Source organism: Allobosea sp. P1_B10, from assembly GCF_056406735.1.
The window spans coordinates 38,623-52,962 of sequence record NZ_JBFTZP010000008.1 but is presented as its reverse complement, the minus strand read 5'-3'; the positions used below and the strand labels follow the sequence as shown (position 1 = coordinate 52,962).

General features: G+C 66.8%; 13 protein-coding genes. 8 read left to right on the top strand and 5 right to left on the bottom strand.

Annotated elements, in window-relative coordinates; genetic code table 11:
* The first annotated feature begins 72 nt into the window (after positions 1-72).
* From AC1D2L_RS16890 to AC1D2L_RS16880, 3 genes are all read left to right on the top strand, one after another.
* A complete protein-coding gene (locus AC1D2L_RS16890) occupies positions 73-942 on the top strand; it encodes a F0F1 ATP synthase subunit gamma (RefSeq protein ID WP_476847049.1) in 870 nt (289 codons plus the stop codon).
* A 75-nt stretch (positions 943-1,017) separates the two neighbouring features.
* Positions 1,018-2,490: a F0F1 ATP synthase subunit beta gene (gene atpD / locus AC1D2L_RS16885; protein ID WP_476847048.1), complete on the top strand. Its 1,473-nt coding sequence runs from the start codon at positions 1,018-1,020 to the stop codon at positions 2,488-2,490.
* A gap of 27 nt (positions 2,491-2,517) precedes the next feature.
* Positions 2,518-2,931: a F0F1 ATP synthase subunit epsilon gene (locus tag AC1D2L_RS16880; RefSeq protein WP_476847047.1), complete on the top strand. Its 414-nt coding sequence runs from the start codon at positions 2,518-2,520 to the stop codon at positions 2,929-2,931.
* A gap of 219 nt (positions 2,932-3,150) precedes the next feature.
* On the opposite strand, the gene AC1D2L_RS16875 is transcribed toward AC1D2L_RS16880, so the two are convergent.
* On the bottom strand, positions 3,151-3,657 hold the full coding sequence (locus AC1D2L_RS16875) for an RNA pyrophosphohydrolase (RefSeq protein ID WP_476847046.1): 507 nt from the start codon (positions 3,655-3,657) through the stop codon (positions 3,151-3,153).
* Between the two features lie 167 nt (positions 3,658-3,824).
* Here AC1D2L_RS16875 and AC1D2L_RS16870 point away from each other — a divergent pair, with 167 nt between their 5' ends.
* Positions 3,825-5,813: a methylmalonyl-CoA mutase family protein gene (locus tag AC1D2L_RS16870; protein WP_476847045.1), complete on the top strand. Its 1,989-nt coding sequence runs from the start codon at positions 3,825-3,827 to the stop codon at positions 5,811-5,813.
* A gap of 23 nt (positions 5,814-5,836) precedes the next feature.
* On the opposite strand, the gene AC1D2L_RS16865 is transcribed toward AC1D2L_RS16870, so the two are convergent.
* Positions 5,837-6,451, bottom strand: a complete 615-nt coding sequence (locus tag AC1D2L_RS16865; RefSeq protein ID WP_476847044.1) for a J domain-containing protein — start codon at positions 6,449-6,451, stop codon at positions 5,837-5,839.
* Positions 6,452-6,592: 141 nt separating this feature from the next.
* Between AC1D2L_RS16865 and AC1D2L_RS16860 the strand changes: the two genes are divergently transcribed.
* A complete protein-coding gene (locus tag AC1D2L_RS16860; protein ID WP_476847043.1) occupies positions 6,593-6,865 on the top strand; it encodes a BolA family protein in 273 nt (90 codons plus the stop codon).
* 3 nt (positions 6,866-6,868) lie between these two features.
* Here the strand turns inward: AC1D2L_RS16860 and AC1D2L_RS16855 are convergent, their stop codons facing one another.
* From AC1D2L_RS16855 to AC1D2L_RS16845, 3 genes are all read right to left on the bottom strand, one after another.
* Complete coding sequence (locus AC1D2L_RS16855) at positions 6,869-8,059, bottom strand: MFS transporter (RefSeq protein ID WP_476847042.1); 1,191 nt, start codon at positions 8,057-8,059, stop codon at positions 6,869-6,871.
* Between the two features lie 100 nt (positions 8,060-8,159).
* A complete protein-coding gene (locus AC1D2L_RS16850) occupies positions 8,160-9,329 on the bottom strand; it encodes an acetyl-CoA acetyltransferase (protein ID WP_476847041.1) in 1,170 nt (389 codons plus the stop codon).
* Positions 9,330-9,470: 141 nt separating this feature from the next.
* The gene (locus AC1D2L_RS16845; protein ID WP_476847040.1) at positions 9,471-10,376 is read right to left on the bottom strand and encodes an EamA family transporter; all 906 of its coding nucleotides are present in this window, start codon (positions 10,374-10,376) and stop codon (positions 9,471-9,473) included.
* 212 nt (positions 10,377-10,588) lie between these two features.
* On the opposite strand from AC1D2L_RS16845, the gene AC1D2L_RS16840 reads away from it, so the two are divergent.
* From AC1D2L_RS16840 to AC1D2L_RS16830, 3 genes are read left to right on the top strand one after another with little or no spacing between them, the layout of a single operon-like run.
* Entirely contained in the window at positions 10,589-12,184 is a 1,596-nt protein-coding gene (locus tag AC1D2L_RS16840; RefSeq protein WP_476847039.1) for a D-alanyl-D-alanine carboxypeptidase family protein, read from the top strand.
* 10 nt (positions 12,185-12,194) lie between these two features.
* On the top strand, positions 12,195-13,097 hold the full coding sequence (locus tag AC1D2L_RS16835) for a DMT family transporter (RefSeq protein WP_476847038.1): 903 nt from the start codon (positions 12,195-12,197) through the stop codon (positions 13,095-13,097).
* Positions 13,098-13,111: 14 nt separating this feature from the next.
* The gene (locus tag AC1D2L_RS16830) at positions 13,112-14,245 is read left to right on the top strand and encodes a CobW family GTP-binding protein (RefSeq protein ID WP_476847037.1); all 1,134 of its coding nucleotides are present in this window, start codon (positions 13,112-13,114) and stop codon (positions 14,243-14,245) included.
* Positions 14,246-14,340 lie beyond the last annotated feature (95 nt).

Below are 14,340 nucleotides of genomic sequence, written 5' to 3'. Positions count from 1 at the left end.
CGGCGGGGTCGAAGTGGGTGAAGACGTGGATGCTCGGGACAAGACCGGGCATGACGGGGTGAGAAAAAACCTATGCCTTCATTGAAGGACCTGAGAAACCGCATCGCTTCCGTGAAGGCGACGCAGAAGATCACCAAGGCCATGCAGATGGTGGCGGCTGCGAAGCTGCGCCGGGCGCAGGCTGCGGCCGAGGCGGCACGCCCCTATGCAGAGCGCATGGAGACGGTGCTGGCCAACCTCGCTTCGGGCGTGACCGGATCGAGCGCGCCCCGGCTGATCGGCGGCACGGGCTCGGACAAGGTTCAGCTTCTGGTGGTCTGCACCGCCGAGCGCGGCCTGTGCGGCGCCTTCAACTCCTCGATCGCGCGTCTGGCGCGCGACAAGGCGAACGCTCTCAAGGCCGAAGGCAAGACGGTCAAGATCATCTGCGTCGGCAAGAAGGGTTATGACATCCTTCGCCGCCAGTTCGAGAAGGACATCATCGAGCTCATCGACCTGCGCGCCTTCAAGCAGGTCGGCTTCGTCAATGCCGAGGCCATCGCCCAGAATATCCTGGCGCGCTTCAACGCCGGCGAGTTCGACGTCGCGACCTTGTTCTTCTCGAAGTTCAAGTCCGTGATCGCGCAGATCCCGACCGCGCAGCGCATCATTCCCGCCGAGATCCCGGCCGGGACCACCGCTACCGACGCGGTCTACGATTACGAGCCCGACGAGGGCGAGATCCTCGAGACGCTGCTGCCGCGCAATCTTGCGGTTCAGGTGCTGCGGGCGATCCTTGAGAACGCCGCCTCCGAGCAGGGTGCGCGCATGTCGGCGATGGATTCCGCCACGCGCAACGCCGGCGAGATGATCAAGAAGCAGACGCAGCTCTACAACCGCTCGCGTCAGGCGATGATCACCAAGGAACTCATCGAAATCATTTCCGGCGCGGAAGCGCTCTAGACGCCTTAAACGGCCTGTGCGGCGCTCGCCCGCAGGCCATTTCGACAAGCTGAACGCGCATCGAGGTTCAAGACCATGGCCAAAGCCGCAACCAAGACCACCAAGACCACTCCCGAGGCGAAGCCTGCCAACACCGGCACCGGCCGCGTCGTCCAGGTCATCGGCGCCGTCGTCGACGTGCAGTTCGACGGCGAACTGCCTGAGATCCTGAACGCGCTCGAGACCGACAACCTCGGCAACCGCCTGGTGCTCGAAGTCGCCCAGCATCTCGGCGAGAACACCGTCCGCACCATCGCGATGGACTCCTCAGAGGGTCTGGTTCGCGGCCAGGCTGTCACCGACACCGGCTCCCCGATCATGGTTCCCGTCGGCGACGAGTGCCTGGGCCGCATCATGAACGTCATCGGCGAGCCCGTCGACGAGGCCGGTCCGATCCTGACCTCGGCCCGCCGCGGCATTCACCAGCCGGCTCCGTCCTATGCCGACCAGGCGACCGACGCGCAGATCCTCGTCACCGGCATCAAGGTCGTCGACCTGCTGGCGCCTTACGCCAAGGGCGGCAAGATCGGCCTGTTCGGCGGCGCCGGCGTCGGCAAGACCGTGCTGATCATGGAGCTCATCAACAACGTCGCGAAGGCCCACGGTGGTTATTCCGTGTTCGCCGGCGTCGGCGAGCGTACCCGTGAAGGCAACGACCTCTATCACGAGATGATCGAGTCCGGCGTGAACAAGAAGGGCGGCGGCGAAGGCTCCAAGTGCGCCCTTGTCTACGGCCAGATGAACGAACCCCCGGGCGCCCGCATGCGCGTCGCCCTGTCGGGCCTCACCGTTGCGGAAGACTTCCGCGACAAGGGCCAGGACGTGCTGTTCTTCGTCGACAACATCTTCCGCTTCACGCAGGCCGGCTCGGAAGTGTCCGCGCTGCTCGGCCGCATCCCGTCGGCGGTGGGTTACCAGCCGACGCTGGCGACCGACATGGGCAACCTGCAGGAGCGCATCACCACCACCAACAAGGGCTCGATCACCTCGGTGCAGGCGATCTACGTGCCCGCCGACGATCTGACCGACCCGGCGCCTGCCGCCTCCTTCGCCCACTTGGACGCCACGACCGTGCTGTCGCGTTCGATCGCGGAAAAGGGCATCTACCCGGCGGTGGATCCGCTCGACTCGACCTCGCGCATGCTCTCGGCCGACATTGTCGGTGAGGAGCACTACGGTGTCGCCCGTCAGGTCCAGCAGATCCTGCAGCGCTACAAGGCTCTCCAGGACATCATCGCGATCCTGGGCATGGACGAGCTCTCGGAAGAGGACAAGATCTCGGTCGCCCGCGCCCGCAAGATCGAGCGCTTCCTGTCGCAGCCGTTCTTCGTCGCGGAAATCTTCACGGGTTCGCCGGGCAAGCTCGTCGCGCTGGAAGACACCATCAAGGGCTTCAAGGGCCTGGTCGAAGGCAAGTACGATCACCTGCCGGAAGCCGCCTTCTACATGGTCGGCTCGATCGACGAAGCCATCGAGAAGGCCCAGCGCCTGGCTGCGGAAGCGGCCTGATCTACGGCAAGCGGCGGGACATAAACGATGGCTACATTCAAGTTCGAACTCGTCTCGCCTGAGCGCATCCTGTTCTCCGGCGATGCCATCAGCGTCATCGTGCCCTCGACCGAGGGCGAGATGACGGTGCTTGCGGGTCATGCTCCGCTCGTCGCGACGCTGAAGACCGGCATCGTGTTCGTTCAGACGACTGCGGACAACGGCAAGGAATTCTTCGTCAATGGCGGCCTCGTGGAGGTCAACCAGGCCTCGACGACGATCCTGGCCGAGCAGGGCCGCTTCATCGAGGACGTTGATACCGCCGTGCTCGATGCGGAAATCCTGAGCGCCGAGACCAGGCTGGCCGGCGCCCGCGACGACGAAGAGCAGAAGCGCCTGCACGACGTGCTGGTTCAACTGCGCGAGTTCAAGGGCGTCTTTGCCGAGCGCAGGGCTGCCTGATCGCCGCAGGGCGAGATCAGCGACAGAGATCAAGAGGGCCGCGCGAGCGGCCCTTTTTCTTTGTGTAGGGACCTGCCCATCTCTTGGCCAGACTGAGCCGTCATTGCGAGCGTCAGCGAAGCAATCCAGGGGCGGCAGTGCTCTACGCCCTTCTGGATTGCTTCGTCGCTTTGCTCCTCGCAATGACGGTGATGCTTCAACTCGGAAGCTGCGCCAACCTCAGCCGCTGACGGCAAAGCGGGCGAAGGCCGCCGCAACCTTGGTGTACGTCTCGCGCTTGAACGGCACGACGCGCGCCGGCAACTCTGCCAGCGGCAGCCAGGCCCATTCGCTGAATTCGGCAGGCTCGTCGCCATTGGGGCTGGTGATGTCGATGTCGGCATCCGTACCGTCGAAGCGAAGGGCGACCCAGCGCTGGCGCTGGCCGCGAAAGGCGCAGAGCTTGTGCGTCGGGCCTGCGTAGGGCGGGAAATCATAGTCCCACCACGCCTCGGTCGCAGCCAGCAACGTCGCCCGGGTGACGCCGGTCTCCTCCGCCAGTTCGCGACGCGCGGCGGCGACGATATCCTCCTGCGCGTCGATGCCGCCCTGCGGCATCTGCCATTCGAGCCCCGGCAGCACGATCTCGGGGCCGGCGCTGCGGGAGCGGCCGGCAAACACCAGGCCATCGCGGTTGAACAGCGCGATGCCGACATTGGGGCGGTAGGGCAGGGCGTCTAGGGGCATCCGGATTTATCCGCGCGGAAGGTGAGCCAAGTCCTTCCATATCGACCCCGGGATTGGAACCCGGCTTATCCCAACATCGCGGGCGACGGGGCCGGCCACTGGCGCTATCTTCGCTGCAGTGCAACAATGAGGGGGCACACGCATCCGCAGATGGCGAGGAAGCGACGATGACCGCGATCGATCCCAGCAACGGGAAAACGGCGCCGCGCGACAGGCCCTGGATCTTCCGAACCTATGCCGGCCATTCGGATGCCTCGGAATCCAACAGGCTCTATCGCAACAACCTCGCCAAGGGGCAGACGGGCCTTTCGGTCGCCTTCGACCTGCCGACACAGACGGGCTACGACCCCGACCATGTGCTGGCGCGCGGCGAGGTCGGCAAGGTCGGCGTGCCGATCACGCATCTCGGCGACATGCGGGCGCTGTTCGCCGAGATCCCGCTGGCGCAGATGAACACCTCGATGACGATCAACGCGACGGCGGCCTGGCTGCTCTCGCTCTACATCGCGGTAGCCGACGAACAGGGCGCGCCGCGCAGCGCCTTGCAGGGCACGACCCAGAACGACCTCGTGAAGGAGTATCTGTCGCGCGGCACCTATGTCTTCCCGCCGCGTCCCTCGATGCAGCTCACCACCGATATCGTCGTGTTCACGGCCCGCGAATTGCCGAAATGGAACCCGACGAACGTCTGCTCCTACCACCTGCAGGAGGCCGGCGCCTCGCCGGTACAGGAGCTGTCCTTTGCGTTGGCCACCGCAATCGCCCTGCTGGATTCGATCAGGGCGCGGCCCGAGGTCTCGGCGGAGGAGTTTCCGGAGGTCGTCGGGCGCATTTCCTTCTTCGTCAACGCCGGCATGCGATTCGTCACCGAACTCTGCAAGATGCGGGCTTTCGTCGAGCTCTGGGACGAGATCACGCTTGGCCGCTACGGCGTTCTGGACGAGCAGATGCGGCGCTTCCGCTATGGCGTGCAGGTCAACTCGCTGGGGCTGACCGAGCCTCAGGCGGAAAACAATGTCTACCGCATCCTGATCGAGATGCTGGCCGTGACGCTGTCCAAAAACGCCCGCGCCCGGGCCGTCCAGCTGCCTGCCTGGAACGAGGCACTGGGCCTGCCGCGGCCCTTCGACCAGCAATGGTCCCTGCGCATGCAGCAGGTGCTGGCCTACGAGACCGACCTTTTGGAGTTCGGCGACATCTTTGACGGCTCCTCGGTGATCTCCGCCAAAGTCACCGACCTCAAGGCGGCTGCCTTGGAGGAGCTTGCCAAGATCGACGACATGGGTGGCGCGCTGGCCGCCATCGAGACCGGCTATATGAAGCGGGCTCTGGTCGAGAACGGTGCGCGCCGCATCGAGGCGATCGAGCGCGGCGAGCAGATCGTGGTCGGCGTCAACAAGTTCACCAGCAGCGAGCCGTCGCCACTGTCCGCCGGCGAAGGCAATGTCGTCACCGTCCCGGATTCGGTCGAGCTGGAGGCCATCGGAAGGCTGAAGGCCTGGCGCTCGGCGCGCGATGCGAACGCCGCCGAGGCCACACTCGCCGAGCTTGCCTCCGCCGCGCGGGAGGGCCGCAACGTCATGCCGGTCTCGATCGCCTGCGCCAAGGCCGGCGTCACCACCGGCGAATGGGCCCAGACCCTGCGGGAGATCTTTGGCGAGTACCGTGCCCCGACCGGGGTGGACACCAGCAAGCTCGGCGACGATGCGGGGCTGGCGACGGTCAAGGCCGCGGTCGCGCGTGCGACCGAGACGCTCGGTCGGCCCCCGCGCTTCCTTGTCGGCAAGCCCGGCCTCGACGGCCACTCCAACGGCGCCGAGCAGATCGCGGTGAGGGCGCGCGACGCCGGCATGGCGGTGAACTATGGCGGCATCCGCCAGACGCCCGAGGAGATCGTGGCGCAGGCCCAGGAGACGCAGGCCGATATCATCGGGCTCTCGATCCTGTCGGGCTCGCATCTGCCGCTGGTGCGCGACGTGACGGCGCGACTACGGGTGGCGGGGATGACCGTTCCCGTCGTGGTCGGCGGCATTATTCCGCCCGATGACGAGAACGCCCTGCGCAATATGGGCGTGGCGGCGGTCTACACGCCCAAGGATTTTGAGCTGGACGGCATCATCGCCGACGTGGCGGGGCTGGCGGCGAAGGGGCGGTAGCGGAGGGCGGCCGCTCTTGGCCGTCAGACCATCCCGACCTGTTTCAGCTGCTGGTATGCCTTCAGGATCTCCTGCAGCGTGCCTTCGCGCGACCGGTCGCCGCCATTGGCGTCGGGGTGGAAGCGCTTCACCAGTTCCTTGTAGCGCGCCTTGATCGCGACGGCATCGGCCGTGAAATCGAGGTTCATCGTCTCGAGCGCCTTGCGCGCGACGACGCCGACCCGCGGCTCGGGATTGGCAGCCTCCTGGTTGCGGCGGTGCCCGAAGATGTTGAAGGCGTCCTGGGTCTCGGCCTCGCCGCCATTGGCGACCCGCCCGCGCTGGGCCATGCGCGCGGCCTTGGAGTTGACGCCGAGCTTCCAGGTCGGGCGATGGCCGATCTCTTCCTGCTTGGCGTAGGCGGCCAGGGCCTCGTCGTCCATGCCGGCGAAATAGTTGTAGGTCGCGTTGTAGGCCTTCACATGCTCCATGCAGAACAGGAAGAACTTGCCCTCGCGGCCGCGGCCCTGGGGGGCCTTGAATTCGCCCGCGCGTCGGCACCCGGCATGGTCGCAGGGCGTGCCGCGAATCTTCTCGACCACTTCCTCCGTGGAAGAGCCGATCCGGATGCTGTCAAAGAGGCGTGAGTTGAAGTTCATGGTCGAACGGTTATGAGACTCGAAGGCGGAACCGGCAAGTGCGGCGCAACATGGAAATCGCATGTTGTGTCGGGCGCGTCGGGCGAATGGTTCATCGGACTGTGATCGTCAGCCCACCATCATCAGGACAATGTCGCGATCATGACCACAATGGCTGAACGGATCACAAAGAAACTGGACGAGGCTCTGGCGCCACAGCGCCTCGCAGTAATCGACGAGTCGCATCTTCATCAGGGCCATGGCGGCTGGCGCGAGGGCGGTGAAACCCATTTCAGGGTGGATATCGTGTCCGAGGCCTTCTCCGGCAAGAGCCGGCTCGACCGCCATCGCCTCGTCAATGCGGCGCTGGCGCAGGAACTGGCCGAGCGGGTGCACGCGCTGGCCATTGCCGCGAAAGCGCCCGGCGAGGCCTGAGGCCTATGTCGCAGCGCGCTCCGGCGTAAACGCATAGACGGCAGCGGGCACCAGCAAGAGGCCTGCGAAGACCCAGTGCAGATTGGCGAAGGTCGTTGCCGCATCGAGGCCCGATGCCCGTTGCGTCGCGATGAACCAGCCCGAGCCCGACTGGATGAGGGCGGCGCCGGCGATGAACAGGAAGTTGACCGCCGTCATGCCGCGCCCGATCAGATGGGCCGGGAAGAACAGCCGCGCATGCGCCATCAGGATGGCGTAGGTGAAGCCGGCCGAGCCGATGAACGCAAACAAGGCGATCGAGGCCCAGGCCGACGAACTCCACAGCGCGAGCGCCATGAACGCAAGCGCCGTCAAGACGGTGCCCCAGACCACGAGCGGCTTGGCCCGGCGCAGCGACTTCTCCAACCCGCCATAAATGAAGGCGCCCGCCACCATGGCGACGGCCATGGCGCTTGCCGCGTTGCCGGCGCTGACGGCGTCGAAGCCATGAACATCGGCCATAAAGGGAGCGACCCAGAGGCCGCGGGCCGTGGCGAGTATGCCGTAGGCGGTCAGCGTGATCGGCGCGAGCAGCCAGAGCGGCCGCAGCCGCAGGATGCTGGCGAGGCCCTCGATCAGCCCCTCGGCCTTGCCGGATTCCTGCTCGGCGCGAGGCGGGTCGCGCAGCAGGAGCGCCGCCAGAGCGGTCGCCAGCACGAAGCACACGGCCATCGCCAGCATCGAGGGGCGCCAGCCGAAGCGCGCGGCTGCAATCGCCAGCGGGGCCGCGCCGACGATGTTGCCAAGCGAGCCGAGCCCGATGAAGACCGAGGTCAGGAAGGCGAAGCGCGCGGGTGCTTCGGTGCGCGCGAATAGGAACAGGCTAGCCATGAAGATCGGCGCGCAACCGACGCCGATCAGCGCCATGGCGAGCGTCGCAGTCAGCGCGCTGCCGGCTGTGGCGAACAGGAAGGCCCCGACGGAGCCCGCCGCCATGCAGACCGATACCGTGCGCCGTGGCCCGATCCGGTCGAGCGCCCAGCCGATCGGGAACTGCGAGGCCGCGAAGGCGATGAACCAGGCCGCTCCGAGAAATCCGAGCTCGCGCGGCCCCATGCCGAGGTCCGTCATCAGCGGGTTGGCGATCACGCTGAGGCAGGAGCGGTAGAAGATGGACAGGAAATAGGCCGGAAGCAGCGCGAAGAAGATGGTCACGGTGGGTCAATCGCCTGCTTGAGCCCGCTGTCCGCCGGCGGAACCGAAACCTGGTTCCGCCCGGCGCTCAGCCCGGCCGTGTCAAAGGATCAGAGGCGGATCACTTGATCCGCTCGAGGACGGAGACGTAGTTGGCGACTGCGGCGCCGCCCATGTTGAAGATGCCGCCGAGGCGGGCGTCGTTCAGCTGCATGCCTTCGGGCGCCTCGCTGACAAGCTGCATCGCGCTCAGCACATGCATCGAGACGCCGGTGGCACCGATCGGGTGGCCCTTCGACTTCAGGCCGCCGGAGACGTTGACCGGCAGCTTGCCGTCCTTCAGCGTCCAGCCCTCCTTGATGGCGCGCGCGCCGTCGCCTTCCCGGGTCAGGCCCATCGCCTCGTATTCGATCAGCTCGGCGACGGTGAAGCAGTCATGCGTCTCGACGAAGGAGAGGTCGTCGAGCGCGATCCCGGCCTGGGCGAGTGCCTGCTTCCAGGCCAGCGAGCAGCCCTCGAACTTCAGGATGTCGCGCTTCGACATCGGCAGGAAATCCTGGACATGGGCCATGCCGCGGAAGCCGACGGCGCGGCGCATCTGCATCGCGGTCTCCTCGTCGGCGAGCACGATCGCAGCGGCGCCGTCGGAGACCAGCGAGCAGTCGGTGCGCTTCAGCGGGCCGGCGACATAGGGGTTCTTCTCGCTCTCCTCGCGGCAGAACGCGTAGCCCAAATCCTTGCGCATCTGCGCATAGGGATTGTCGACGCCGTTCTTGTGGTTCTTGGCGGCGATCATCGCGAGCGCATCCGACTGGTCGCCATGGCGCTGGAAGTAGGACGCGGCGATGTTGCCGAAGACGCCGGCGAAGCCCGCCGGGGTATCGGCGTCCTCCTTGAGATAGGACGCCTTCAGCAGGAACTTGCCGATATCGGCGGACGGGGTCTTGGTCATCTGCTCGACGCCGACCACAAGCACGATCTTGGCGGCGCCGGCCTTGATTGCGCGGGCGCCCTGATGCACGGCCGCCGAGCCGGTGGCACAGGCGTTCTCGACGCGGGTGGTCGGCTTGAAGCGCAGGGCGGGATCGGCCTGCAGCACCAGTGATGCGGTGAAATCCTGGGCGGAGAAGCCGGCATTGTAGTGCCCGAGCACGATCTCATCGACCTGGTCGGCGGTGATGCCGGCATCGACCAGTGCGTCTGTGGCGACGCGCACGATCAGGCTCTCGATGGTCTCGGCGTCCTGCTTGCCGAACGGTGTATGAGCCCAGCCGACGATTGCAGCGTTCATGACGAACTCCCTAGTGATGTGCATATACACACTACATTTGCATGCTGGCCGTAGAGGGCAAGCCGGCAAGCGCGCATTCCCGCCGTGCACGGACTGGCCTTCGGGGCCGGCGGCTGGGGCATCACTACCCGTCTCGCCTGTCTACCGCAACGACAGCATCAGAAGGCAGCCTACGCCGATGACGATCATCGCCATGCCGATCAGTTCGCGGCGGCTCGTATTCTCCGAAAAGATCCGTCGCGAGGCGATCTGCGCCAGGGGCACCTCGATCAGCGCCAAGGTCCGGACATTGGCGGCGCTCGTCAGCGAAAATCCGATGAACCAGCATTGCGAGGCGGCGGCGCCGAGAAAGCCGGCCGACAGCGAGCGGCGCCAGTTGCGCAGGCTCAGGACCAGCGCGGAACGGTCCGCGATCAGCATGTAGGCGGTCAGGATGACGGTCTGCATCAGCAGGCCGAGCGCCAGGATCGTGGTGGCCCGGATGAAGAAGCCGCCCTCGGGCAAGGCCAGGATCGCACCACGGAAACCGATGGCCGACAGCGCGAAGAAGGCGCCGGCGGTGATGCCGAGCACGGCGGGGCGCAGGCCGGCCGCGGAAAGCTTCTGGCCGGGCTTCCACGAGACGACGATGACGCCGATGGTCGCGAACACGATCGCTGCGAATTTCGGCCAGCCGAGCTGATCTCCGAGAAGCAGGGCGCCAAACAGCGCGACCTGCACCGGCTCGGTCTTGGTGTAGGCGGTGGTCACGGCAAAGGAGTGCACCCGCATGGCCGCGAGCATCAGCGCGGTCGCGGCGATCTGCGTCAGCGCGCCCCAGAGCGCATAGCCGAGCACGCTGCCATTGAGAGCGGGCGGCGCGCTGCCGACGACGAGGCAGACGATGACGAGGAACAGCAGCGCGAAGGGCAGTCCGAACAGGAAGCGCACCTGCGTCGCGCCGACCACACCGATGATGTCGGTAAGCGAGCGCTGCGTGAGGTTGCGCGCGGTCTGCAGCAGGGAGGCAGCGATCGTCGCGGGGATCCAGAGAAGGGCGAAGCTCAATGCAGGGGATCCCGAAAAGCAAGATAGTGCGCTAGCAGCCGCGCCTTTGCTTCTGGACTGCCGACCGCGACTAGGCAAATCGCTCCGCTCCGGGTAGGTATGCGTGTGCAGACGGACAAGAATTCATCCGCCGTCTCGAAAATGCCGCACGCGTCGCGTTGAACCCGCCAGCCTTCCGCCTCCCGCGTTCCCATTAGGTTCAAGACCGCACGATGAATCCATTCCGCTTCGCCGCCGTCCTCGCCCTTGGTCTTGCTGTCTCCGGACCGGCGCTGGCGGGGACCAGCCTGGTGATCGACGCCTCGAGCGGCGAGGTTCTCTCCAGCGAGAATGCCTCGCAGGCCTGGCACCCTGCCTCGACCACCAAGATGATGACCATCTATCTCGCGCTGAAGGCGGTTCGCGATCGCCGGATCGGGCTCGAGACGGCGATTCCGGCCTCGAAGCGCGCCGCGAGCCAGCCGCGCGTGAAGGTCTACATCAAGGCCGGGCAGGAGATCACGCTCGACAACGCCCTGCGCATCATGATGGTGAAGTCGGCCAACGACATCGCCTATGTGATCGCGGAAGGCCTCGGCGGCGATGTCGAGACCTTTGTCGGCATGATGAACGCCCAGGCCGCGAGCCTGGGCATGCGCGACACCCGCTTCACCAACCCCAATGGCTGGCACGACCCCGACCAGCAGGTCAGCGCGCGCGACCTCGCGATCCTGGCCATGGCGCTGATGCGCGAGTTTCCCGACTATTCCGACTACTGGAATACGCCGGCCGTCCAGCTCGGCAAGCAGGTGCTGAACAACACCAACGGGCTCGTCGGTCGCTATTCCGGCATCAGCGGCATGAAGACCGGCTTCGTCTGCGCCTCGGGCTTCAATGTCGTCGCCGTCGCAAACCGCGGTGGGCGTACGCTGATCGCGGTGGTGCTGGGTGCGCTGTCGGGCGCCGAGCGGACCGTCAAGGCTGCCCAGTTGCTGGACGATGGCTTCAGCAAGTGGGGTGGCTCGGGCTACACCGTCGCAAGCCTCCCGGCCAGCGGCACGCGCGCCTTCAACATCTGCGACGAGGTCCGTCGCAAGGGCGGCGGCGCTGCGCTCGCCGACGACGTCGACGTCTCCGGCCCAATCGCGCACAGCGCCGCGCTTGCTGTCGGTGGCAATGGGGATGGCACCGCCGACCGCTTTGCGAAGATGGCGCCGCAGCCGCGCGCCACGGGTGCCATGCTGTCGCGCGCGCCGTCGGGCCGGATCGTGCTCGGTCCCCGCGCTGTTTCGCAGCCGTTCCCGGTGGCTTTCGGTCGCACGCCGGGCTCTGCGTCCGCCCCGCTCGCCGCCAATGTCGCCGGACGCGGTGACAGCCAGCTTGCGCGCGGAGCAGTGCCGACACTTGCGCCGACAGCGCCAGTCGCGGCACGTCTCGGTGCCACGGCGCGCCGTCGCACGGTTTCAGGCAATGGCGCGATTCCCGGCACCACGAGCGCCTTTGCCCCGGCCGCCGAACTCCAGCCGCCGACGGATAGTTTCCAGTCGGGTCCGCTGACGCTGCAGGGCGCGGTGCAGACCGGGCGCGCAACCGCCACGACCCTGCGCCCCGGAGCCGCCGCCGGCATCCGGCCCGCCGCCCGCCCGCCTGCAAAGCCCCTGCTGGCAAAGCCGGATTCGCAGAAGGTGGAGCTGGGCAAGGCTCAACCCGCAAAGGCAAAACCCTCGCAGGCCGCCGCGAAGCCCGAGCCCGCGAAGCCCGAGCCCGTGAAGCCGGCCGCCAAGCCCAAGACGACTGCAAAGCCGAAGCCCAAACCCAGCGACGCCTGAGCCCGGCGGCGTGACCGGGGGCGACGAGCAGGCCGCGCGACGGCAGGGGATGATGCTGGCGCTGGGCTCGGCCGCCGCCTTCGGGACCAATATCGTCAGCGCGCAGATTGCGGGGCAGGCCGGGCTGAACGGCCCGCTGCTGGTATTCTACCGCGTCTTCATCATGCTCGCTCTGGTCGTCGGCGTGGCGCTGCTCTGGCGGGTCTCGCTTGCGGTGCCGCGCCAGCAGCGCCGCTCGGTCCTGATGTTCGGGCTGACCAGCGCGCTTGTCGGCTCGGCCTATCTGTCCTCGGTCGCGTTCGTGCCGGTCTCCGTCGCTGCGGTGGTGTTCTACACCTTTCCGGTCCTGATCGTGCTGACCGAGCCCCTTCTGACCAGCGCGCGCTTCAGCCTCGATCGCCTGCTCGTTGCGCTCGTCGCCTTCGTCGGGGTGGCGCTTGTCGTCGGGCCCGATCTTCACGGGCTCGATCCGCGCGGGCTGGCCCTTGCCCTGGCGGCTAGCCTGCTGGCTGCCGGCCAGTTCTTCGCAGGATCCGCCAGCGCCGCGACGCCGGTGCTGCCGAAGCTGCTTTGGTCGCATCTGATCATCCTGCCGGTCACGGCGGCGATCCTCGTCCTCACCAGCGGCTTCCTGCCACCCGACGCGCTGATGCGCGCGCCATGGGCGGTCGCGATCACGCTGGGCGGTTACCTGTTCGGCTTCGTGTTCCAGGTCCTGGCGCTGATGCGCGTCGCGCCCGGCGCGGCAGGGCTTGCCTTCTGTGCCGAGCCGGTCTTTGCAGTCGCGATCGCGGCGGTGGTGCTGGGCGAGCGCCTGGGCGGGCTGCAATATGCCGGCGGCGGACTTGTCGTGGCGGCGATCATGGCCAATGTTATGTTAGAACAAAAGCGGCGTCCCCTGGCGCCGGCCTGAGAGCCCAGCTTGCCATGACCACCAGACCCACCCCGATCCCGCTGACCCTGCTGACCGGCTTCCTGGGCGCGGGCAAGACGACGCTGCTCAACCGCCTGCTCAAGGACCCGGCGCTGGCGCAGACCGTCGTGATCGTCAACGAGTTCGGCGAGATTGGGCTCGATCACCTGATGATCGAGGGTGTCGAGGACAGCATGATCCTGCTCGCCTCGGGCTGCCTGTGCTGCACCATCCGCGAGGATCTGATCGTCACGCTGGAGGATCTGCTGCGGCGGCACGACAATGGCCGCATCGTGCCCTTCACTCGCGTCGTCATCGAGACCACCGGGCTCGCCGACCCCGCGCCGATCCTGAACGTGCTGATCAACCATCCTTATCTGGCCATGCGCTTTCGCCTCGATGGCGTGGTCACCCTGGTCGATGCGGTCAATGGCATGGCGACGCTGGATGCCCATGAGGAGGCGCGCAAGCAGGCCGTGGCGGCAGACCGCATCGTCCTGAGCAAGGCGGACCTCGTGTCGGACGAGGCGGAGCTCGCGCCATTGCGGGCGCGGCTTTCGGCGCTCAATCCCGGCGTCGTCATGCTCGGCCCCGATGCCCCCGCCGATGCGATCATCGGCGCCGGCCTCTACGACCTCGCGCAGCGCCCCGCCGAGCTGAGGCGCTGGCTGGCGCAGGAGGCGCCCGGCGGCGGTCGTCACCACCACGACCATCCGCATGACCCAGATCATCACGACGGCCATCAGCATGGTCACGGCGATCATCATGGTCATGGAGATCACCATCACGACGTCAACCGCCACGACGAAAGCATCCGGGCCTTTGCGCTTTCGGCTGACCGGCCGATCGCGCAATCGACCTTCGACCTGTTCTGGACCCTCCTGCGCTCGACCCACGGCTCGAAGCTGCTGCGGCTGAAGGGGCTTGTCGACATTGCCGAGCATCCGGGCCAGCCGCTGCTGGTCCATGCCGTACAGCAGATCCTGCATCCGCCACTGCGGCTCGACGGCTGGCCGGATGGCGACCACCGCTCGCGGCTGGTCCTGATCGTGCGGGATATCGAGGAAGCCGTGGTGCAGCGGCTCTGGTCGGCCTTCCTCGGCCAGGTCCAGGCCAGTGACGCCGGCGGGCATGGCGTCCCCGCCTGAGACGATCTTCAACGGCCCCGTTCTTGAAGCCGATGGCCCGGGTGACCATTCGCGCCGCGTGAGCTTGCCATTCCGGGACAAGCCGCCTGCCGCGA